This window comes from Novosphingobium silvae (assembly GCF_009856825.1).
Taxonomy (GTDB): domain Bacteria; phylum Pseudomonadota; class Alphaproteobacteria; order Sphingomonadales; family Sphingomonadaceae; genus Novosphingobium; species Novosphingobium silvae.
Genome location: NZ_WVTD01000016.1, coordinates 1 through 20,749 on the forward strand (window position 1 = coordinate 1; position 20,749 = coordinate 20,749).

20 protein-coding genes, 1 pseudogene and 1 riboswitch are annotated in these 20,749 nt (G+C 62.6%); of the genes and pseudogenes, 13 read left to right on the forward strand and 8 right to left on the reverse strand.

Features of this window, described 5'->3' with window-relative positions:
• From GR702_RS16940 to GR702_RS16950, 3 genes are all read left to right on the forward strand, one after another.
• The coding region (locus GR702_RS16940) for a cytochrome ubiquinol oxidase subunit I (RefSeq protein WP_160986977.1) at positions 1-1,131 on the forward strand (1,131 nt) is incomplete at its 5' end.
• A 2-nt stretch (positions 1,132-1,133) separates the two neighbouring features.
• On the forward strand, positions 1,134-2,132 hold the full coding sequence (gene cydB, locus GR702_RS16945) for a cytochrome d ubiquinol oxidase subunit II (protein WP_133085147.1): 999 nt from the start codon (positions 1,134-1,136) through the stop codon (positions 2,130-2,132).
• On the forward strand, positions 2,132-2,236 hold the full coding sequence (locus GR702_RS16950; protein WP_133085146.1) for a DUF2474 family protein: 105 nt from the start codon (positions 2,132-2,134) through the stop codon (positions 2,234-2,236). Before cydB ends, GR702_RS16950 begins: the two co-directional genes overlap by 1 nt.
• Positions 2,237-2,271: 35 nt before the next feature.
• Here GR702_RS16950 and GR702_RS16955 read toward each other — a convergent pair whose 3' ends face one another.
• From GR702_RS16955 to GR702_RS16980, 6 genes are all read right to left on the reverse strand, one after another.
• Entirely contained in the window at positions 2,272-2,832 is a 561-nt protein-coding gene (locus GR702_RS16955; RefSeq protein ID WP_160986978.1) for a DUF2141 domain-containing protein, read from the reverse strand.
• Positions 2,833-3,052: 220 nt separating this feature from the next.
• The gene (locus GR702_RS16960; RefSeq protein WP_133085144.1) at positions 3,053-3,436 is read right to left on the reverse strand and encodes a DUF190 domain-containing protein; all 384 of its coding nucleotides are present in this window, start codon (positions 3,434-3,436) and stop codon (positions 3,053-3,055) included.
• Positions 3,436-4,833: a voltage-gated chloride channel family protein gene (locus GR702_RS16965; RefSeq protein ID WP_133085143.1), complete on the reverse strand. Its 1,398-nt coding sequence runs from the start codon at positions 4,831-4,833 to the stop codon at positions 3,436-3,438. The genes GR702_RS16960 and GR702_RS16965 overlap by 1 nt, the downstream gene beginning before the upstream one ends.
• 23 nt (positions 4,834-4,856) lie before the next feature.
• Positions 4,857-4,932, reverse strand: a riboswitch (Fluoride riboswitch).
• 409 nt (positions 4,933-5,341) lie between these two features.
• Positions 5,342-6,412, reverse strand: a complete 1,071-nt coding sequence (locus GR702_RS16970) for an AI-2E family transporter (protein WP_133085141.1) — start codon at positions 6,410-6,412, stop codon at positions 5,342-5,344.
• Positions 6,413-6,423: 11 nt separating this feature from the next.
• Entirely contained in the window at positions 6,424-6,597 is a 174-nt protein-coding gene (locus tag GR702_RS16975) for a DUF1328 domain-containing protein (protein ID WP_133085176.1), read from the reverse strand.
• Between the two features lie 95 nt (positions 6,598-6,692).
• Positions 6,693-8,006 (reverse strand): SLC13 family permease, encoded by a 1,314-nt coding sequence (locus tag GR702_RS16980; protein WP_133085140.1) that lies wholly within the window; start codon positions 8,004-8,006, stop codon positions 6,693-6,695.
• Between the two features lie 108 nt (positions 8,007-8,114).
• Here GR702_RS16980 and GR702_RS16985 point away from each other — a divergent pair, with 108 nt between their 5' ends.
• From GR702_RS16985 to GR702_RS17005, 5 genes are all read left to right on the forward strand, one after another.
• The gene (locus GR702_RS16985) at positions 8,115-9,005 is read left to right on the forward strand and encodes a hypothetical protein (RefSeq protein WP_133085139.1); all 891 of its coding nucleotides are present in this window, start codon (positions 8,115-8,117) and stop codon (positions 9,003-9,005) included.
• Positions 9,006-9,159: 154 nt separating this feature from the next.
• Positions 9,160-10,914, forward strand: coding sequence for a chloride channel protein (locus GR702_RS16990; RefSeq protein ID WP_133085175.1), 1,755 nt, complete (start codon positions 9,160-9,162; stop codon positions 10,912-10,914).
• A gap of 560 nt (positions 10,915-11,474) precedes the next feature.
• Complete coding sequence (locus tag GR702_RS16995; RefSeq protein ID WP_133085138.1) at positions 11,475-11,759, forward strand: hypothetical protein; 285 nt, start codon at positions 11,475-11,477, stop codon at positions 11,757-11,759.
• Between the two features lie 193 nt (positions 11,760-11,952).
• Positions 11,953-13,386: an RAD55 family ATPase gene (locus tag GR702_RS17000; protein WP_133085137.1), complete on the forward strand. Its 1,434-nt coding sequence runs from the start codon at positions 11,953-11,955 to the stop codon at positions 13,384-13,386.
• Between the two features lie 35 nt (positions 13,387-13,421).
• Positions 13,422-13,781, forward strand: a complete 360-nt coding sequence (locus GR702_RS17005; protein ID WP_133085136.1) for a response regulator — start codon at positions 13,422-13,424, stop codon at positions 13,779-13,781.
• A 93-nt stretch (positions 13,782-13,874) separates the two neighbouring features.
• On the opposite strand, the gene GR702_RS17010 is transcribed toward GR702_RS17005, so the two are convergent.
• Positions 13,875-15,059: a serine hydrolase gene (locus GR702_RS17010; protein WP_160986979.1), complete on the reverse strand. Its 1,185-nt coding sequence runs from the start codon at positions 15,057-15,059 to the stop codon at positions 13,875-13,877.
• Positions 15,060-15,766: 707 nt separating this feature from the next.
• A pseudogene (locus tag GR702_RS17015) lies at positions 15,767-15,922 on the reverse strand (Tn3 family transposase); the annotation flags it as partial.
• 797 nt (positions 15,923-16,719) lie between these two features.
• Between GR702_RS17015 and GR702_RS17020 the strand changes: the two are divergent.
• The 5 genes from GR702_RS17020 to GR702_RS17040 all read left to right on the forward strand — a co-directional run bounded on the left by GR702_RS17020 (position 16,720) and on the right by GR702_RS17040 (position 20,722).
• The gene (locus GR702_RS17020; RefSeq protein ID WP_133085133.1) at positions 16,720-16,977 is read left to right on the forward strand and encodes an EF-hand domain-containing protein; all 258 of its coding nucleotides are present in this window, start codon (positions 16,720-16,722) and stop codon (positions 16,975-16,977) included.
• Positions 16,978-17,096: 119 nt separating this feature from the next.
• Positions 17,097-17,819 carry a response regulator gene (locus GR702_RS17025; protein ID WP_133085132.1) on the forward strand — a complete coding sequence of 241 codons (723 nt, stop codon included), beginning with the start codon at positions 17,097-17,099 and terminating at the stop codon, positions 17,817-17,819.
• Positions 17,820-17,821: 2 nt separating this feature from the next.
• Entirely contained in the window at positions 17,822-19,168 is a 1,347-nt protein-coding gene (locus GR702_RS17030; RefSeq protein WP_133085131.1) for a HAMP domain-containing sensor histidine kinase, read from the forward strand.
• Positions 19,169-19,272: 104 nt separating this feature from the next.
• Positions 19,273-19,824, forward strand: a complete 552-nt coding sequence (locus tag GR702_RS17035) for an RcnB family protein (protein WP_133085130.1) — start codon at positions 19,273-19,275, stop codon at positions 19,822-19,824.
• A 124-nt stretch (positions 19,825-19,948) separates the two neighbouring features.
• On the forward strand, positions 19,949-20,722 hold the full coding sequence (locus GR702_RS17040) for a hypothetical protein (RefSeq protein ID WP_133085129.1): 774 nt from the start codon (positions 19,949-19,951) through the stop codon (positions 20,720-20,722).
• Positions 20,723-20,749 lie beyond the last annotated feature (27 nt).

Sequence of the window (20,749 nt, forward strand, 5' to 3'; positions counted from 1 at the left end):
GCCGGTCCTGTCATCGGCCCGTTGATGGCCTATGAGGTTCTGACAGCCTTCTTCCTGGAGGCCGGGTTTCTGGGCGTCATGCTGTTCGGCATCAACAAGGTCGGGCGCAAGCTGCACTTTACTGCTACTTGCGCCGTGGCGATCGGCACTTTCATCTCCGCCTTCTGGATCCTGTCGGTCAACAGCTGGATGCAGACGCCCACGGGTTATGAGATCGGCGCGAACGGCCAGTTCCTACCTGGGCCGAGCTGGGCAGCGATCATTTTCAACCCAAGCTTCCCCTATCGCCTGGTCCATACCGTCCTGGCCGCCTATCTCACCACGGCCTTCGCCGTGGGCGGTGTCGGCGCGTGGCACCTGTTGAAGGATCGCGTCAATCCCGGCGCGCGCACGATGTTCTCGATGGCGATGTGGATGGCCGCGATTGTTGCGCCAATCCAGATATTCGCCGGCGACATGCACGGCCTGAACACGCTGGAGCATCAGCCGGCCAAGGTCATGGCGATGGAAGGGCATTATGACAGTCATCCCGACGGCGCACCGCTGATCCTGTTCGGCATCCCGAACAGCAAGGAGAAGCGGATCGACCGTGCCATCGCCATCCCCAAGGCATCCTCTCTCATCCTCAAACATGAACTCAACGCGCCGCTCCGGGGTCTGGACAGCGTTCCTGACGCGGACGAGCCGCCTGTAGGCATCGTCTTCTGGGCCTTTCGCGTGATGGTGGGGCTGGGCTTTGCCATGCTGGGCCTTGGCGCGTGGAGCCTGTTGGCGCGGGTGCGCGGCCGGTTGCACGACTGGAGGTGGCTGCACCGCGCGGCGCTCCTGATGGGGCCGTCCGGCTTCGTGGCGGTGCTGGCAGGATGGATCGTGACGGAAGTGGGTAGGCAGCCTTTTACCGTTTATGGCCTGCTCCGCACCAGCCACAGTGCATCGCCGCTGGACGCCCCCGCCGTAGCCAGTTCGCTGCTGGCCTTCGTCATCGTCTATTTCAGCGTCTTTGGCATGGGCATCTGGTATCTTCTGCATCTGATGAAGAAGCCGCCGCAAGCGCATGAAAGCGCGCTCGACGGCGCGCCTATCCGTACTGCCGGCATAACCCCTGCGCCCGCCATCGAAGGAGGAGAATGACGATGCTCGACCTTACCGTCGTTTGGGCCGCCATCATCGGCTTCGCCATCATCGCCTATGTCGTAATGGACGGGTTCGACCTTGGCATCGGTATCCTCTTTCCGCTGTTCAAGGTGGGCAAGGATCGCGACACCGCGATGAACAGCATCGCTCCGGTCTGGGACGGAAACGAAACCTGGTTGGTGCTGGGAGGCGGCGGTCTGCTCGCCGCCTTCCCACTTGCCTATGCCATCATCCTGCCGGCCCTTTATGCGCCGCTCATCGCGATGCTGCTGGGCCTGGTGCTGCGCGGCGTGGCGTTCGAGTTTCGCTGGCGCGATCCAGCACATCGAGCCGTTTGGGACATCGCCTTCACCGGCGGCTCGGCTGTGGCGACGTTCGCGCAGGGGATTGCACTGGGCGCGCTGCTTCAGGGCATCAGCGTTTCGGGACGGGCCTATTCCGGGGGATGGTGGGAATGGCTCTCGCCTTTTTCCCTGCTCACCGGCTTTGGCCTGATGATTGGCTACGCACTGCTTGGCGCGTGCTGGCTGAACTGGAAGACCGAAGGGGGCTTGCAGCGGCAGGTCGTGACTTATGCCGGGCGACTGGGCATTGCCCTTCTGGTCGTGATCGTCGCCGTCAGCCTCGCCACGCTGACGCTGGAAAACAGCTATCAAAGTCGCTGGCTGTCGTTCCCCGGCGTGCTTGCGACGGCGCAGGTGCCGCTGGCGACACTGATCGTCACTGCCCTTTTCTACCGGAGCCTGTCGCGCCGCAAGGATGCGCAGCCCTTCTTCTGGGCGCTGGCCCTGTTCGGGCTGTGCATTGTCGGCCTGGGCATCTCGATCTGGCCCGATGTCATCCCCGCGCGAGTCACGATCTGGGAAGCGGCGGCACCCTATCGCAGCCAGCTGTTCATGCTGGTCGGCGGGGGCGTGCTGGTGCCAGTGATCCTCGCTTATACAGCGTGGGCCTATTGGGTATTCAGGGGCAAGGTCAGCGGTGAGGGGTATCACTGATGCGCGCGAGCCTTGCCAAATTAGGCTGGTTCTTCGGGATCTGGGCGGCCAGCGTTGCAGCGCTGGGGTTGCTATCCCTTATCCTGCGCCGATGGTTGTCATAAGCCTGACCCCACCTCTCCCAGCGTAATGCTCATCATCACATGTACCTCATATTTGTATGTATTTCACGCAATCCGCTCACCGCGACGCTTACTTTTCTATAGCTTGGCTTTCCCAAGTTCCAAATGGTGATTGGCGGATTTTTCGACATTCCGCCGCCATCCTTGGTGATGTCGGTCTTGCCGTTCCCATTGATATCGTGCCTAACCGCTATCGCGTAATCGCCTGGCCCGTCTACCGGGATACAAATTCTCATCGAAGGTGCGTGAGCTGAAACTTCAATACGCTTGAGCCACTGACCTTTTCGCAACCAATCTGATTTTGTCGCCCGATAGCTTTGGATGCGCATAGTTCCCTGGCTTGCTTTGATGCCGCTAACGACTGCTAAAATCGCGTTTTTCCGGCCATCACATTGGTCGAGGTGATTACCGATCCTTTCTCCTGCTCTAGCTTCAATTGGCTGAGCGGAGATAACCAAAAATACGGCACCAACGGCACCAGCAGTCGCCCGGCTATGACGCCATTTCTGCAAAGTCTTTTCCTTTGTTGTTATACTGACGGGCTTGAGAGCTGTCTCAGCCACAATGCGCGCTGGCATCTTCGAATAGGCCTACGTCAACGATACTCTGTCGGATCATGCCGATAGCGGGCTGAACTTTCGCTTAAGGGGGGCAGGATTGGCTTTCACCAGCGTCAGATCGATCTCCTAGATTATCGCCTCAAGGAGCGTTCTCGCCGAGGTACTGCCGAACCGCGCCGATTAGAGAAAGAGCGCGACCTCGTTGCGCTGTTCGTTCCCGATCAGCAGGCGCTAGTTTTCACGCGTTAGCCGGGAGGGATCCAATGCTCCAATGCTCCAGATGCTTGTAGACTATGACCTTGTTGGCGAGCAGTTCGCAATGTCGTTCGCAGAAACGCTCGAGTTGGCGTCGTCGACCGATCAGTTCGACACACATTGTCAGATGCGGATTGGATAGCTCTGCGCCATTCTCCATGACGGGACCATGGTTGCTAAAGCCATAGAAGGTATGGTGGGCGACGGCATTCATAAGACGATCGCGCTTCGCTTGGCTGACGAGCTCTCGATAAAGCGGCTTGCCGGACCAGAAGGCACGCGGGCGCTTGCCGACCTTATCCGATGGCTTGAGATAGATGCGGATCATGCCGACCTCTGTTGTTGTGATCTTTCGCAATTCCGACATCAATCGCGCTCCTTCGTGTTGATCGAGGATGGGGCGTCTGTAGTCCGGCGGACGGCCCGCGCATGGCGAAGCGTTATGACGCCCGGGCGTCCCGCGCCGCCACGCTTGGGCACAGCGATTCGCTGCGAGAGGTAGATGCCGTTATGGCCCGAACAGATGTAGGCAACGAAACACGCCACCGCGATCGGTACGGCATACGCTGACCCGAACAGTTCGATGCCCATGATGGTACAGGCCAGCGGCACATTGGCTGCGCCTGCGAACACCGCGACAAAGCCAATGCCGGCGAACAGGTCGATCGGCGCATCGAGCGGGCCGGCAAGGGCGTTGCCAAGCGCCGCGCCGATGAAGAACAGCGGCGTCACCTCGCCGCCCTTGTAACCCGCACTCAACGTGAGGACCGTGAAAAGAAGCTTGAGCGCCCAACTCCATGGACTCGCCGGCGTGGTGAAGAAGCCGGCTATCGTGGGATCGCCGGGGACCGCCGACCAGACGCCCAGTCCCAGATAGGCGCGCGTGCCAACGCTGTAGGCGAGCGCGATGACGACCACTCCGCCGACGGCTGCCCGGAGCGGTCCATAAGGAATTAACCGCTTTAGCAGGCCGCCCAAGGCGTGATTGGCTTCGGCGAAGACCAAGCCCGCCAAGCCGAAGGCGATGCCTGCGAGCGCCGCCTTTGCGAGCAGCATTGGTTCGACCAACAGCGCCCCTGAGGTCGATGTCAAATTGGCAATGTTGTACGCGGCGTGATGGATGCCCCAGGCGTGGCAAACCCAGTCCCCGACGACCGCGGCGAGCAGGCAGGGCACGAGGCCGGAATATTCGACCCTACCAACCGCCAGCACCTCGAGCGCAAACACGGCACCAGCGATGGGGGTACCGAACACGGCACCAAACCCCGCCGCGACGCCTGCCATGAGCAGAATGCTAACGCCGGAGGCATCGAGACGGAACAAGCCGGCAACCGCGCTGGCAAGGCTACCGCCGAGTTGCACCGCAGTTCCCTCCCGGCCGGCCGAGCCGCCAAACAGGTGTGTGGCGATCGTGCCGATAAATACGAGGGGCGCCATGCGCAGTGGCACGCCCCCGCCCGGCTCATGTATCTGTTCGACGATCAGGTTGTTGCCGGCTTCGACCGGGCGGCCGACAAGGTGATAGAGAAGCGCGATCGCCGCACCGCCCACCGGGAGCAGGAACAACAGCCATGGATGGTCGAACCGCGCCTGCGTGGCGGCGTCCAAGCTCCAGAGGAAAGCCGCGCACAAGGTGCCCACCGCCGCCGCCATAGGCACGAGAATAAGGGTCCATCGCAGCACCGACATCGCATGATCATGGCGGTCACGGATGAATGCTGCGACATTCAAAGTTCGATAGAGATTGCGAAAATTAGCGCGCACTATTCCTCCTTGCTGCCTTGCGGCGCCAAGTAGGAATCATCGTCCCTTGTGAGGGCGGTTCGGCGAGAGGCCAGGCAGGAATCCATTGCCTGCGCCTGCACTATGCGAAAGCGATGGTCCGGGTCAAGACGCGCCTAATAGCCCGTTCGGGTAGAAGCAAGCCTGCATGGATTTTCGCACCAGACTTAGGTAAGGCGCGCTCGGTCGATGCGAGATGGCCGGCGATGACGACAACATTCGGCTCCGCCTGCTACCGCGGAAGGAAGCTCCACGAGCGACAGCCAACATCCTTCCCGGAAACGAAGGGACGAAAGATCATTCCAAAGGAAATTATGGTATTCGCCGCTCTTGCCGCTGGCGTAACGGCAGGCCTGGTGGCTATCACAATTGCGGTAAAGTCTGGGGATGCGGCCACGTCGATTCTATGCTTTGGCGCAATGGTGTGTATTGTATTTCTCATTGCAAAGCTGATTAAGGGATTGTTGCAATAGTATTTTCTTCCTGCGCTTTAGCCCGCGACGTCGATTTTCTTGCCCAGCAGGGTCCGCACGTAGATTCGCTGCACGAACACAAAAGAGACCACGGTCAGTGGCGCTGCCAGTAGGACGCCCAGGAAGCCGAACAACGTGCCGGCGGCCACTACGGCGAAAAGGAGGAGCGCTGGAGGCACGTCGACAGCCTGCTTCTGGATCATGGGCTGGAGGAAATTCCCCTGAAGCTGCTGCACCGCCAGGAATAGTCCTATGGTCCAGAGAGCCGAAGCCGGGGAAACCGTGAACGCGAGCAACACGGCGGGCACTCCCGAAATGATGGGGCCGACCATCGGGATGACATCCAGCAATCCTGCGATCACCCCAAGCCCGCCAGCGGCAGGAACGCCCAGAGCGGCCAAGCCGCCCCAGGTCAGGGCAGCCACGACCATCGATGAGATCAACTGGCCAAACATCCATCCGCGCAGGCCTCGACCGGCGTCGTCCAACGCGGCAGCCAGTGGCGCCTCCGCACGGCGCGGCATAAGTAACAGCAGTCCGCGTCTGTAGATACTTGGATCGCCTGCAATGAAGATGGCACCGACCAGGACGAGCACAGCGTTGGTCAACACATTTCCGGCCGTTAACACGTAGCCTCCGGCCCGCGATACGACCTGCGAAACATCCCCCCCGCCCTGATCCAGCAACTTTCGAACCGGCTCGCCGAGCCCCAGGCGTTCGACAAAGGCGAGGATTTTCTCGAAAGCGGAAGGTAGAGCGCTGCGGATGGTATCGAACTCGCGGGCCAGTTGCGCGCCGAACAGGAAAAACGCTGCGGCGAACACGCCGAGGAACGCCAGCACTGAAAGCGCCAGTGCCAATCCCCGCGGCGCGCCGAGCAATCGGCAGATGCGGCGCGTCATGGCATCGAAAACGGTGGCAAGGGCGAGTGATGCGAAGACGAGCATCAGCAGTCCCGACAGCTCGACCAATAGCCATGCCACGGCAAGGACTGCGATGACTGTGACGGTCATCACCGCGACGCGCGACGCTGCCGGCAAAAGTGCATCCGATCCACGCGCGGCGGTATCGTTGTTTGTATCGACCATCAGGGTGCAGATCAGCTGACTTTTTTATAAATGGTAAACCCGAGCACCGCGAGCGCAGCCGCGATAATCAGTGCCAGCCAGAACAGGATCTTTGCCAGGTCCCATGCGAAACCTGCCACGCCGCCAAATCCGAGAATGGCGAGGATCAGGGCTATGACAGCGAAAAAGGCCGCGCCTTTGAGCATAAGGTTGTCCTTTTTGGTTTGATGGTAAGGCGCAGCCGCCTTTGACAACCAACTCATCGGGAACGGATTGGCTCCACAGGCAGGCCCGGACAGGTTCAGAACGGGAAGAACCAGTGGATTGCGGCAACCCCCACCGCCCAGGTTATGATGTTCAGCGGCAAGCCTACCTTGGTGAAGTCGAGATAGGCGTATCCGCCCATTTGATAGACCAGGACATTCGTCTGGTATCCAAACGGCGTCGCAAAGGCGGCGCTGCCAGCCATCATGATCGCAACCAGGAATGGACGCGGGCTGACCGCCATACTTTCCGCGAGCGCGACCGCCACGGGCGTCACCAGCACCGCCACGGTGGCATTGGACAGCAATTCCGTCAGGACCAAGGTGGCTCCATAGAGGACGATCAGTGCCCCTAGAGGACCAAACAGGCCGATCCGGCCGATCAGCGCGTCCGTGGCGGATGCCGCGAGCCCGGTCTGCTCCATGGCGATACCGATAACCACCATACCGACAACGAGAAGAAGGATATCCGGACGTAGTCCGCCGTATGCCTCCTCGGGTCGAATGACCCGCAGCAGGATCAGGAGTACGGCACCAGCGAATGACGATGCGGCGATCGGCGCGAGGTTCAGCGCAGCCAAGGCGATGACCCCGACGAAGATGGCGGAGGCGGTTATGGCCTTGCCGGTCTGCAGGGGCCGCTCCACTGCGAAATCCTGCGCATCTCCGACCGTCTCGCCCGCAATGTCGACGTGGCTGAGATGGCGCGGCAATGCCGCCTCAATAGCCGGTGCGTTCGTGGAACGGGCAAGCAGCCTTCCCGAGAACAGGAAGAGATACAGGCCGCCAGCCAACGCGACGGTCAGTCCGACAGGTGTGATCTCGAAAATTGAGAACGGCGGCTGACCTGACGAGCGCGCCATGTCATCCACCAGGAGGTTGGTTGACGTCCCGATCAGCGTACAGCAGCCGCCCAGGACTGCGACGTAGGAGAGTGGCAGGAGGAAGCGTTTGGGGTCGAGGTTGAGCGAAGTGGCGACGTCGCGCACCACCGGCGCGGTCAGAACGACGATCGGGGTGTTATTGAGGAAGCCGGATGCGCCGCCGCTAAGAGCGATCAGGAGCCATAACCCCGCCACGCCAATGCGGCGGCATAACGCCACGGCCTTGCGGATCAAAAGATCGAGTAACCCCGAGAGCTCCATCGCATGCGCGATGACGAACAGGCAAGCCAGCGTGATGATCGCGGGACTGCCGAACGCGGATTGCACTTCGCTAGGGCGGACCGCACCGGTCAGCAACAGGATGGCCGCCCCCGTCAACGCCACCACATCGGCCCGCAGCTTGTCCCAGATCAGAGCGACGATCACGCCGACGAGCACGACGAGAGTGACAAGTTGATCGAGCGTCATGCCCCTGGCGTAGCACAATGCGCTGTCAGGCGCAGGCGAATTGGCCTCCGGCTGTGAAGCGTGGCAAAAGGGGGTCAATTTCCAGCGACAATCTGCTAGGCCGGACGCATGGACGGCCCACGCGTCAAACTTCTCATCCTTTCCCACGTGGTTGCACTGGGCCTCGGGGCCGGGGTAACCGCGGTTGTTCAAACCGCTGCAAATAACAAGCGCGCGGCGGTGCCGGCTTCTACTCCTTCCCCCGCGCCTGTTCCCGAGGTCGAGCCGGCGCCGTTGGTGCAGATCGCGCCGCCCCCTTTAAATCGAGCAGAACTGTTGGCGACTGCGGCGAAAGCGGCCGACACCGCGGCGGGCGGAAATCCGCTACCCCTAGCCAATCGAGACCTGGTGGGCCGCTCGTTCACTATCCGGATGCCGTTCGGTTGTGCCGGGCCTGAAACCGATGGCACGGACAGCTGGGCCGGTTGGACGTACAACGAGAAGACCCGGGCCCTGCGTCTGACCGCTCGTCCGGCAATGCTTGAAGCGGGCGACTGGGCGCAGGACAGGGCGGCAGCGACGGCGTATGACGCGGTAGAGGGATTCTGGATCGACAGACCATGGACCAGCTCAGAGAGCTGCGGCACGCAGATCGGCAAGGAACCGCCGCAGGGCACAGGCATGGGCCCACAGGGGCAAGGAAAAGCGTCCGGAGACCGGTTGGTCCCTAGCCGGCAGTTGGCGATCGCGATGTTCTATGCACCCGGCGCATCCCGGACTCGCCAACGAGGGGGCCGGCCTTATACCTCGACGATCAAGCTCGAGGGTGATGAGGCACCTTCGACAAGAGGGTATACGCTGGTGCTGAGCGGCCGCCTGGCCGCGTTGGACGATGGCCAGCCGGTCCGTTGCCTCCAGAGGAGTCCGGATATTCCGCCTCGCTGCATTATTTCGGTGACGTTCGATAAAGTCGCGTTCGAGCAGCCCGGAAGGGACAAGCCGTTGGTCGAGTGGAGGTGACCTGATGGTTCGCGGGCCTCACTAAGTCTTTTCCTGCATCATCGCTCCCAGATCCGGCTTCACCACCCCGTGAGAACAGGCGACTTTGCAGTATCTGCGTACCGGCCGCCACCTCGCTCTTGACAGTAGCGGCCGGCGCCTCGCATGCGGGGACGTGCGACGCTTAGGGACCCAGACGCTGCGATCCTTCGTTATCCGGCAGCGCCAGCGGCTCCGGGAAAGCGAGATCGCTTTCATCCTGCTGGCGTTAGCGGCGGGTTTGGCAGCCGGGTCGGTCACCAATCTTCTGGGCTACGCCGCCCACGCGATGCAGCGCCTTTTCTACGGGCTGAGTTCCAATCGCCTGAGTGCCCTTGGCGAAATTCACCATCCCTGGCGGCTCCTCGCACTTCCCCTGGGAGGGCTAGGCCTGGTGATGTTCAACCGATTGTTGCGCAAACGTCAGCGCGCACCGATCGACGTCGTCGAGGCGAATGCGCTGCATAGCGGACGTATCCCCTTTCTCGACAACCTTGTGATCAGCGCGCAGACGTTGATATCCAACGGTGCGGGAGCGTCGGTGGGTCTGGAAGCGGCTTATGCGCAAATGGGGGGCGGGATCGCGTCTCAACTGGGCAAATGGTTCAAATTGCGCCGCGCCGACATGCGCACGCTGGTCGGTGCGGGGGCCGGCGCAGCCGTGGGAGCGGCGTTCGGCGCCCCATTGGCCGGCGCATTCTACGCATTCGAGATTGTCATCGGCGCCTACACGCCGGCATCGGTCGCCCCCGTCGTGGCTGCGGCGCTGGGTGCGGCATTCGTCACCCGATTGCTGGGTATCGAGCCCTATCTGATTGCGTCGAGCGCCGACCGGGTTCTAGGCGTCGGCGACTATGCTCTTTACATCGTCCTCGGCCTTATCTGCGCCCTCGTCGGCATCGGACTGATGCGCCTGGTCACCTTCGCGGAAGGGCAGGCGCAGCGCATGAAACGATTGGTGCGGTGGAAGCCGGTGGTCGGCGGTTTGCTTTTGATGCCATTGGCGATGATCTCACCGCAGACGCTATCGTCCGGGCACGGCGCGATGCACCTCAACCTCGCGCTGCCCCCTGCCTTGCATGTGCTGCTCATCGTCCTCGTTTTGAAGATAGCGGCGTCGGCGATTTCGATCAGCTTCGGATTCCGCGGCGGACTGTTCTTCGCATCGCTTTTTCTCGGATCGCTGGTGGGGCTTATATATGCGACCGGATTGGCGATGCTGCCGTTTGGTGTTGCGCTCGATCTGAACGATGCGGCTTTGGTCGGAATGAGTGCGCTTGCCGTGACGGTAGTTGGCGGACCGATGACCTTGGCGATGCTGATGCTGGAGACGACGCACGATTTCGCGCTGATGGGCGTCGTCCTGGCCGCGTCACTTGTCTCCGGCACCTTTACGCGCGAGACGTTCGGTTATTCCTTCTCCACCTGGCGCCTGCACGTCCGCGGTTCGATAATCCGTAGCCCGCGAGATATTGGATGGATGCTCAGCCTGACGGCGGGACGTCTGATGCGCAAGGACTGGACGAGCGTGTCTGCCGACGCTTCCGTTCAGGAGTTTCGAAACAGCATTCCTCTGGGTTCGACGGCCAAAGCCGTGCTGGTCGATAGCCAGGGACATTACGCCGGTGTGGTCGCGACCGCAAAGGCTTACGACCCTCAGCTTGATCCCGACACCCCGGTGGCCGCGTTAGCAGTCTTGACCACGAACGTGCTGACACCGACAACGGACATCCGTGCGACCCTCAAGGCGTTCGACCTTGCTGCGGCGGACGAGCTGGCGGTCGTGGACGGTGTCGGGCGGGTCGTCGGGGTAGTGACGGAACGGCACGCACGCCGGCGCTATTTCGAGGAGATCGAAGCCTCACAGCGCGCTCTGTTTGGAGAGAGCTGACGGGCCGGTAGATTACGAGTCTTGCTCGCGGCGGCAGTCGGGGCACCGTCGATGAAATGAGCAGTCCGCGTTTCTGGCGTTACAGAACCAGGGCGTGGCCAATGCCTTGCGGAGGTATCTGAATATTTGTCGAAACATGGTCACCCTTCCGCGGCTCGATTGGACCTTTGTTCGCACCTCCGCCTACGCTCGCGTAGCGGGTGCCTGGAAGTTCCCGCGCCAGCACGAGCGCCGGCTATTTGAACACCAGGGCGGAGCGCCTACCCTTAAAAACCAGCGATCTCAACCCGAAAACCCGGGTTCCGTTAGGGACCCGCGATATCCTGAGTATGCGGCTCGACGGTGTGAATGGCAGGTATCAGAGCTTCATACTGGCGCACCGCGCCAGCTTCGAAGTAGAGATCGATGAGAGGCCGTCGGTCCTCGGCCGACGCTGAAGGCGCTTGGATGAACCGTCAAACCTTGGTCGATAAAGGCGTAGCCAAGCCTCATAAAGGGCGCTTGTTTGCCGCCGGCAGCTGGGAGAACTAACCGTGAAGGCAAGATCGGGAAAAGAGAAGATGCACGATGACCTCACCAACGTGGGCCTGCGCGCGCAGGCCACTGCGGTCGGCGTCGTCCAGCTTTGTCGCGAACTGCACGGTGCTGGCCTGCTCACAGACGACGCCATTGGCCGCATCAAGGCCTCTATCGCTGATGAGCTCGAGGTCAATGCGCCGAGGTCGATGACCGTCCAGCAGTACCGTCACGACGTCCATGCACGTCTGGACCGATTGTTCGACGGCGAAGCGAAGGTAGGTGACGCTCAGGGGCTGCGTTTTGCTTCTGGTGAAGAAAGCCCATAGGGTCCCGGCCAAACAACCGCGGGAGGCGGGAGGAAGCCCATGCGCCTCGCGATGCGTATTGCAAAGGTGGGCCCTCCATCCAGCTCGGCTGCGTAATCTGATGCGAATGCCGTGTTTTTGGGCTTCCCCATCGTACGCGCCGCGATATGACGTGCGCGGATCAGATTAAAGCGTTCAGGCAGGAGTGTTGGCAGTGGAGGAGTTCTCGCGGATTGCGAGCGGGATCAAGGGTCTTGACCAGATCCTCGATGGGGGGCTCATCAAAGGTGCGTCGTACATTGTCCAGGGCCGTCCCGGTGCCGGCAAGACCATCCTGTCGAACCAGATCGCGTTCCATCATGCGGCGGGCGGCGGCAGCGTGCTGTTCGTCACGCTTCTGTCGGAAAGCCATGATCGGCTGTTTCAGGCATTGGGGACGCTGGACTTCTTCAACGCGCAGCGGCTCGGGAATGACATATCGTACGTGAGCGTGTTCCAGACCATGCGCGAGGAAGGCCTCGATGCGGTGGTCCAGCTGCTTCGCCGGGAAACCAAGCGTCGTAAAGCCACGTTGCTGGTTTTCGACGGCCTCTTGAACGCGCGCGACCGCGCCGACACCGATTTCGACGTCAAGACGTTCGTGGCCGAAGTGCAGGGACAGGCCGCATTCGTGGGCTGCACGGTGCTGTTCCTGACGAGTGCCAGTCTGGAGGAAACCAGCCCCGAGCACACGATGGTCGATGGCGTCATCGAGATGGGCGATATGCTGGCGGGCGTCAGGACAGTCCGCCAGCTGCAGGTGCGCAAGTCCCGCGGCAGCAAGGCCCTGGGGGGCCTGCACAAGTTTGAAATCGATCGACGCGGAATCACTGTCTACCCCAGGATCGAGACGGTGTTTGCCGAGGCGCCGGAAGCCTGTGAGTTGCCCTCCGCACGAATGAGCACCGGCCTGCTGCTTCTCGACGATCTGATGGAAGGAGGGCTTCCTGCGGGGTCGATCACGCTGGTTGCGGGCCCGACAGGTAGTGGCAAGACGACGCTGGGTCTGCATTTCCTCGCTCGCGGGACGGCTGATGAACCTGCTCTTCATTTCGGTTTCTTCGAAAATGAAAAGCGGCTCCGAACCAAGGCAGCCAGTCTGGGTATTGCGCTGCCGGAGCCCGACAGCTCCAGTCTGACCATACGCAACCGGGCACTCGGGGAACAATTGATCGACCGCCTTGCGCACGAGTTGATCGACGAGGTCCAGGAGCGGCAAGTGAAGCGGCTCTTCATCGACGGCCTCGGGGGGTTTGAGCGGGCTGCGGTCCATCGCGACAGATTGCTCGAATTTTTTGCAACCCTCACGAACAAACTTCGTTCGCTAGGGGTTACGACAATGGCGACATGGGAAACCCGGGAGATTCTCGCGCCAGAAGTGCATGCCCCGTTCGGGCAAGTGTCTGCAGTGCTCGATAACCTTGTTCTCCTGCGACAATTTGAAGAGAACCATGAATTACGGCGCTCCATCTCGATCCAGAAAATGCGCGAAAGCGTGTTCGATTTCGCGCCGCGGCAATACGCCTTCGCCCAGGACGGATTTAAGATTGACGAGGGGCAGAGGGTGAACGCTAAGGGATCCGCCGCTTCCGCCACAGCCGCCAGTTAGGCCGCCATGATAGCGCTGGGCAGAGGCACACAATCATGGCACTGATAGTCGTTGCGGATGATGAATTTCTGTTGGCGGCCATGCTCGCCGACATCCTTGAGGATGAAGGGCACGAGACGACTTTGGCGTCCCACGGCCACGAGGCTTTGGAACGAATCCGCACGCGCCGTCCGGCTTTACTGATTACGGATTTCATGATGCCTATCATGACCGGCCTTGAGCTCGCGCAGGCGATCAAGGCCGACCAGGAGATTTCGGACATCCCCATCATTCTGGTCAGCGGAGCGCAAGGCGACATCGCTAGGCAGCATGGAGACCTGTTCGCTGAAGTTCTGGACAAGCCCTACCGGCACGCCGACCTGATTGCAGCCGTTGAACGGCTGCTTCCCGGATAGGCTTTGCCGGTGCATGCGCTGCCAGCATGCCTTGGGCCATTCTAACAGGTTATTGATGTCGTTTCATAAAATCCGCGTACTGCGCGCTCATCCTCAACGTTTCAATGCAGCGGTTACGCCGCGTGACGGGCGCATTGGTAGCGCCGCATCGTAGGCGATCACGGCCCGGACAACGTTTTGCATGACGACCATCCTCGACCAGATCGGCGCCGCAGTTCGACGGATCATGACGGCGACCGCGTATGACCGGCCCCCTGGAGAGGTGAGTATGCCGATATCATTATAGCCCGTTTGCGTCGCGCCGATTTCCTGTCCTGTACCTGTTTTGTGCGCGAGCGACCAACCAGGTGCGAGACCTCCCTTCAGTCGCTGCGGTCCGGTCCTTGTATGGGACATGGTGCCCAGTAGCCGCGCTGTCGACGACGCTGAAATGAGTTCCCCTCGTTGTAAGCGAGCCAGAGCGTTCACGACGGCAACCGGCTGCGCGCCGTCGACGGGATCGGCGACATAGGCGTCGAACGCCGCACGGCGCCGCGCGAGCGGAACCTGAGCTCGGGCGCGAAAGAATGCGTCGCCGAGAGAGTATTCCTGGTGCCAGGTCAGGCCGGCGATGCGGCTCTGCATCAGTCGCTCGCCCGGGCCGAACCGAACACCGGCTATGTTGTTGGCATCAATGAACGCTCGCACCGACCCGGGCCCGCCGATTGCCCGCAATATGAAGTCATTACAGGTGTTGTCGCTCTGCTGCAGTGCACGGCTCATAAGGGCACCAAGAGTGGTGCGGTATCGCCCGGCGGTGCGGATCTCATTCGCTATAGGCTGATGAAAGAGGGTCAGGTCTGATGGTGTCAGCACAACGGGCGTGTCCAGCTTTATTCTGCCACGGTCAGCTGCGTCGAGTGCAGCAAGCGCTACCCAAAACTTGCTCACGCTCTGCTGCGGAAAGAAGGTGCGACCGTCAAATTCGGCGACTGCGCCCGTCTGCACGTCCTCGACCGCAATGCCGATGTCACCGTCAAAGCCTTGTCCCAGAGCGGTGATCTGTTGTCCCAGCGCAGCCGATGCATCGGAACTGAGAAGCGGCGGCTGCGCGTATGTCCTATCGACTTTCGCGGCGCCCCGGGAGCAGGCCGTCTGGGCCACCACCAAACTGGCTCCCACTACCAACAGGAGAGCCTGCTTTCCAGTCCGCATAGCGGGCAGGTTTCCGTTCTTCAAGCATTCCCCCTCTGAAATCGGTGTCTTGAGTGGCCTGTCTGAAGGGCGCGAAAACGTCATGTAATTCCTTGGAAAAAATCGACAGACGGGACGCCATCCGGGACACGTTGAAGCCGTTTGCGATAAAGCTGCCGCGGCCCCTCTACGCAGCATCCCTATTGGCAGTACCGATTATGAATTTTGTGTGGAGGCGCTATGCACAGCGCACCGGCCCGCCGATATTTACAAGGACGGCGGCCAAATTCACCCTCTATAACGCGGCAATCCCTAGCCCGGGACGCGCGGCCGTAAGTGCGATCCGCCGGTAGATCCCGGTCACACCCTGGCGCGTGCAGGGCGTAGTGCCGATGGTGAAGGTAATACGCAGGAGCGCCCCGTTTTCATCGGTCTCACCCCAGAGGGCATCGGCGATTTCCTTGGCACGCTCGCAGCGGCGATCGACCCCGCCCCTGCGAAACAATACCCTTCACTGATCGCGCTTACCAAGCGCCAGACGGCGATCCGCCGCATGGTGTCAGCCGACATCAGGCCGAGGCGCGGCAGGTTGATGAATTCCTCGATTGCGCGGATCGTCTCGTACCATCTCGAGAAGGCCGATTGCTGATCGGATTTCGCCAGCGCCGCGTGCAACCCGGCGCTGTGCTGGCTGATCTGTTCCCGGATCAACGCGCGCGCGTCGTCGCCGACAAGACGATCGACTGACTTCTATGCAGTCATCGCCCCGCCCCCGACATGGGGTCGGTTCCGGCTGAGGGCGGACTGACACCCTAAGCACTGGCGTCCTTGGGCCAAAGGTACTCGCCGGTGAGCAGGGTGTGTGCCCATCCGAGCGGCGAAATGTGAGCGAGAAGGTGGGCGGGCGTATCGAGTCCTTTCCGGCGTCGGACGTCGACGGCATCGCCAAGGTGCAAGGTGTTCCAGTAACCGCCTGACTGCAGAGTTCGTCGCTGCTGGATTGATCCGACTCATTCGAAGGTGAGCGCTACTTCGCCAATCGCCCCTATCACGTCGTGCAGACGCCTGAAGAAGACACCGGTCAAGCCGGCTACATCTTTACAACGCAGGTCGCCTACCGACCAACGTTAGTCGTTCGCGGGCCCAGAAAGGCCGATGATGCCGAAAGCTGCCGGTCATTTGCGTGACCTCATGTTCAGATTCCAGCTCGTTCCTTGATAGCTCGGCGAACGCTGCAATCCTGCGATCTCGGGTTTGCTACCGGCTACATTGACGATGCTGGGGATCAACGTTTAATGGTAGCGATCTCGCGTGGCCTTCTCGAGGATGGGGTCAAGGAGTGATACCGAGCGCGGGCAGCACCAGCACGTCGATCATCCCGACATGCTTGGTGCCAGTTCCGCCAGCGTCAGGTCGCCACGGATCGCCTCGACCGCCACCTTCGCCTTGAAATCCGCGCTGTAGCGCTTCCTCGTCGTGGTCATTCACGTACCAATCCTTCAGGTCGGGAGTAGCATAACACCCTGCCCAGAAAACCGGGACCACCTCACTCAGCGGGTGGCAGATCAATGGGCCGCCTTCCTTGAATACAGCTTGAGCGAACTTCCGTCGGTCTGGTGCGAAATTTTTCGCAAAGATCGCGAAACACGCCTTCAACGCCCGGCTGCACAAACTGTTACAAGGACGAACATTCGTGCCCAATGCGCAGTGAACCGCGCGGCTATTGGATACTCAGCTCGATTACGGGCTCATCTGGAGTGACACGATGAAACTGAAACTGACATTGCTGATACTGGGAGCGAGCCTGCCGTTCGCCGCCGCCCATGCGCAGGACCCCGCTGCAGCCGACAAGGCTCGCGACGCCTTCATGAAGGTCGACACCAACTCCGACGGCGCCCTCGACCTCGCGGAATGGAAGGCCGCCGGACGACGCGAGCGGGGCTTCACGATGATCGACGCCAACAAGGACGGCAAGGTCACGCCCGAGGAACTGCGCGCCGCCATGGCCAAGTACGGCAAATAAGCCCACGTGCCACCCGCCACCGAGATGCAGAGCATGATCCGGTTGAACCGACCGGATCATGCTCTAGCATGAAGGACTTACGACGCCGGCTCGGCTGAACTCCACAAGGTCAGGACCCCATGGAATCCGAAGGAACGATCGCCATCATCGAGGACGACGTCGCCATTCGCGACCTGGTCGCCGAAGTCCTCAGGGCCAACGGCTTCGTGGTGGAAGGCTATGGCGATGCCGCCGCCTTCTTCCGCCAGGCGGACGTGCCCTCGCTCGACTGCCTGATCCTCGACCTGATGCTGCCGGGCGAAAGCGGGCTTTCGATCTGCCAGACGCTGCGCGTCAAGGTTCCGCAGTTGCCGATCCTGATGGTCACTGCCAAGGGCGACGACATCGACCGCATCATCGGCCTCGAATGCGGTGCCGACGATTACCTGCCCAAGCCTTTCAACTCGCGCGAACTGCTGGCGCGCTTGCGCGCGATCCTGCGCCGGACCAAGGCGCCCGGGCAGGCGGTCGAGAGCCCCGGGGCGGAGCTCTATCGCTTCGCCGGCTGGACTCTCGCCGTGGATTCGCGCGACCTGATCGACCCGGACGGTCGCCCCGTCACGCTCAGCACAGGCGAGTTCGACCTGCTCCATGCGCTCGTGATGCATCCCCGCCGCGTGCTGAGCCGCGACCTGCTGCTCGACATGACGCGCGGTCGCATGGCGACACCCTACGACCGGGCGATCGACGTGCAGCTCAGCCGGTTGCGCCGCAAGTTGGGTGACGATCCGCGCGAACCCGTGATGATCCGCACCGTGCGTGGCGACGGCTATCTGTTCGCGCCCAGCGTGCTGAAGATCTGACGATGCGCTGGCTGCGTCCGGTCGACGGCCTGCGGGTACGGGTGGGCCTGATCGTCCTCGTCCACCTGATCGTAGTCGGCCTGACGATCACGATCATTTCCAGCAAGCAGAACCAGCCGGACGCCGAGCTGTTCCGTCTGGTGCCGGCCGAAGACGCCCGGGCCATCGCTCTCGCCGTCGAAGCGACCCCGCCTGCCGCGCGCGAAGCGGTGCTGCGCGGGCTGAGCGTGAACACCACGCTGGTCATGCTGGGTGACGGCCTGCCGCGCGGGGACAACACCCACCCCGATCTGCGGGAAGCCAATGCCGCCTATCGCGCGGCCCTGCAGGGGCGCCCGTTCCACGTCGACTTTCCGCCCGATGCGCGGCTGACCGACCTGGGCCGGGGCCGCCAGTACTCCGCGAGCCCGATCCGCTTGCGTGTGCGCTTGAACGACGGCACCGTCCTTATCATCGAGCGCACCACGCCGCCAGCGATCGCCGGCTTCGTGATGAGCCTTAACGCCATCCTGATCGGCGTCTCGGCGGCGAGCGTGCTTGTCGTCGTCCTGATCGCGGGGCTGACCACGCGCCCGCTCTCCCGCCTGGCCCGCGCGCTCCAGAACGACGAGGCCAGCCTGTCCGCCCCGGACCTTCCGGTGACCGGCGCGCACGAAATCCAGCAACTCTCGATCGCCTTTAACGACATGCGCCGCCGCCTGCGCGACTTGGTGGAAGAACGGACCGGCTTCCTCGCGGCGGTCGCGCATGATTATCGCACCTATCTCACCCGGTTGGAGCTTCGCGCCGACTACATCGGCGACCCGCGCCAGCGCGCGCTGGCGATGGCCGACCTCGGCGAGATGAGCGCCCTGCTCGACGATACCCTGACGTTCGCACGCGTTTCCGCGACCCCGCCGCGCCCGGTCCACGAGACGACCGACATCGCCGCCATGATCGGCTCGGTTCTGGAAGCACGCGCGCTCCAGGGCGAGGACGTCACCGCCACGTCGCCGCCGCCGACCGGTCTTGCCGTGCGCATCGACCCGCTGGCGATGCAGCGCATCCTCGCGAACCTCGTCGACAATGCGGTGCGGTATGGCGGGCAGGCCCGCCTGTCCGTCCGCGAACGCCAGGGCCGCATCGAGATCCGCGTGGACGACGATGGACCGGGCGTGCCCGAAGCGGACCTCAAGGACCTGACCCGCCCGTTCCACCGGCTCGACCATTCGCGCGCGCGCCACACCGGCGGGGCCGGGCTCGGGCTTGCGATCGTCGATGCGCTCGCCCAGCAGAATGGCGGGACGCTGACGCTCGGCAATCGCGACGGGGGCGGCTTCAGCGCCTCGGTGGACTTGCCCGCCGCCTGACCGGCGCCCGGAGACGGCGGGCGTTACACGGTGTTACCATCCGCAGATCACCTTGTTGCGCAGCGACGGCAATCTTCTCCAGGTAGCCAACCGGAGAAGTCCCGATGCCAAGATCGTCCTGGTCCATTGCCATGAAGCACGCGGCGTTGCGGGCAGGCAGCCTCGCCGTCCTGACAGTGTCGATGCTGGCCCTCTCGCCCGCCACCGCCGATGACCATCGCCCGCCGCCGCACGGCCACACCCCGCCGCCGGGGCACGGTCATCCGCCGCCGCCCGGGCATGGCCATCCGCCGCCGGTATACGTCCGCCCGCCGGTGACCGTGGTGCGGCCCGCTCCACCGGTGCGCTGGTATCCGGGCAATCCCGGCTGGTGGCACGGGCATCCCGATTTCGTCGGCTATGTCGGTGTCCGGCGCGGATACTATTTCGCGCCCGGCTATGGCTATTACCCCGTCGCCAGCGCCTATTATGGCCGCGTCTGGGTCGTGGGAGCCGTCCTGCCGGTGGAACTGCGGCGCTATTACGTCGTCAACCCGGCCTATTACGGACTGGCCGTGGCGCCCGCAGGACACGCCTGGATCTACGCTAACGGCAGCATCGTGCTGGCATCGCGCACCACCGGCGTGATCGTGCGAACCGTTCCGCGAGTCTGGTAGACCTGTTCGGTTTCGGCGCGCCTTCCACCCCCCGCCCCCGCCTCGGGCGCGCCGGTGCGGCGCGGCAGCCTTCCCCCAGGGCATGTCGCGCCGCACACCCCCCTCTTCACAATGGTGTCACCTCATGAAGCATGTCGTTTCCGCGGCCATCCTGACGCTGGCCGCAAACCCCGCCCTCGCGGCCTCGCCGCCGAGCCTCTATCCGGTAAGCGTAGGCCACGAGACCGCCCGCTTCACGCGCGGCGTGCCGACCGTAGACCTGCAGACCCCCGACGGCGCGGTCCAGATAACCCCGCGCCCCATCGAGAACGGCGCCCTCGTCTTCGACATCGCGGTCTACAACCGGGGCAACGCTCCCGCCAATATCGGCGTCGAGAACGTCAGCGTCTCGCTCGGATACCAGCCGATCGCCGTGCAGAGCCGCGATGCGCTGGCCGAGGCTGCCGAAAGCAAGGCTCGCCGCGCCCGGATCGGCACCGTGCTCGTCGCAGGCACGCTGGCTGCGGTCTCTGCCTCGTCGAGCGGCGAGCGCTACGCCTATCACGGCCATGTCGCGACCCCGCGCGGCGTGGTCTCGCGCACCATCGTGTGGGAGGACAACAGCGCCGGGCAGGCGGGCGCGGCGATGGCGATCTCCGGCGGCGCAATGGCCATGGGCTCGATCCAGCAGCGGCTCGACTACACGATGCAGCAGATCGACGGACAGATCCTGCAGACCACCACGGTCGACCCCGAGGCCAGCTTCGGCGGCCGGATCGTGACCGCCGCCCTGCCGCGCTCCGCAGCAGGGCAAGACGTGCGCGTCACGGTGCGCTGGAACGGCCGCGACTATCCTTTCGCATTCCGCCTGCTCGCCCCCGGCGAGGTGCCGCCGCCGTTCGAGCACGCCGGGAGGTAGCGGCTCCGGGGCGTTACAAGCTGTTAC

Coding starts and splice junctions, on each gene's coding strand:
- GR702_RS17030 (WP_133085131.1), top strand. CDS start 17,822: ATGCGCTGGCTGCGTCCGGTCGACGGCCTGCGGGTACGGGTGGGCCTG.
- GR702_RS17010 (WP_160986979.1), bottom strand. CDS start 15,059: ATGACGTTTTCGCGCCCTTCAGACAGGCCACTCAAGACACCGATTTCA.
- GR702_RS16975 (WP_133085176.1), bottom strand. CDS start 6,597: ATGCTCAAAGGCGCGGCCTTTTTCGCTGTCATAGCCCTGATCCTCGCC.
- GR702_RS17025 (WP_133085132.1), top strand. CDS start 17,097: ATGGAATCCGAAGGAACGATCGCCATCATCGAGGACGACGTCGCCATT.
- GR702_RS16955 (WP_160986978.1), bottom strand. CDS start 2,832: ATGCCAGCGCGCATTGTGGCTGAGACAGCTCTCAAGCCCGTCAGTATA.
- GR702_RS16970 (WP_133085141.1), bottom strand. CDS start 6,412: ATGGTCGATACAAACAACGATACCGCCGCGCGTGGATCGGATGCACTT.
- GR702_RS16960 (WP_133085144.1), bottom strand. CDS start 3,436: ATGTCGGAATTGCGAAAGATCACAACAACAGAGGTCGGCATGATCCGC.
- GR702_RS17005 (WP_133085136.1), top strand. CDS start 13,422: ATGGCACTGATAGTCGTTGCGGATGATGAATTTCTGTTGGCGGCCATG.
- GR702_RS16985 (WP_133085139.1), top strand. CDS start 8,115: ATGGACGGCCCACGCGTCAAACTTCTCATCCTTTCCCACGTGGTTGCA.
- GR702_RS16980 (WP_133085140.1), bottom strand. CDS start 8,006: ATGACGCTCGATCAACTTGTCACTCTCGTCGTGCTCGTCGGCGTGATC.
- GR702_RS16950 (WP_133085146.1), top strand. CDS start 2,132: ATGCGCGCGAGCCTTGCCAAATTAGGCTGGTTCTTCGGGATCTGGGCG.
- GR702_RS17035 (WP_133085130.1), top strand. CDS start 19,273: ATGCCAAGATCGTCCTGGTCCATTGCCATGAAGCACGCGGCGTTGCGG.
- GR702_RS17040 (WP_133085129.1), top strand. CDS start 19,949: ATGAAGCATGTCGTTTCCGCGGCCATCCTGACGCTGGCCGCAAACCCC.
- GR702_RS17020 (WP_133085133.1), top strand. CDS start 16,720: ATGAAACTGAAACTGACATTGCTGATACTGGGAGCGAGCCTGCCGTTC.
- GR702_RS16995 (WP_133085138.1), top strand. CDS start 11,475: ATGCACGATGACCTCACCAACGTGGGCCTGCGCGCGCAGGCCACTGCG.
- cydB (WP_133085147.1), top strand. CDS start 1,134: ATGCTCGACCTTACCGTCGTTTGGGCCGCCATCATCGGCTTCGCCATC.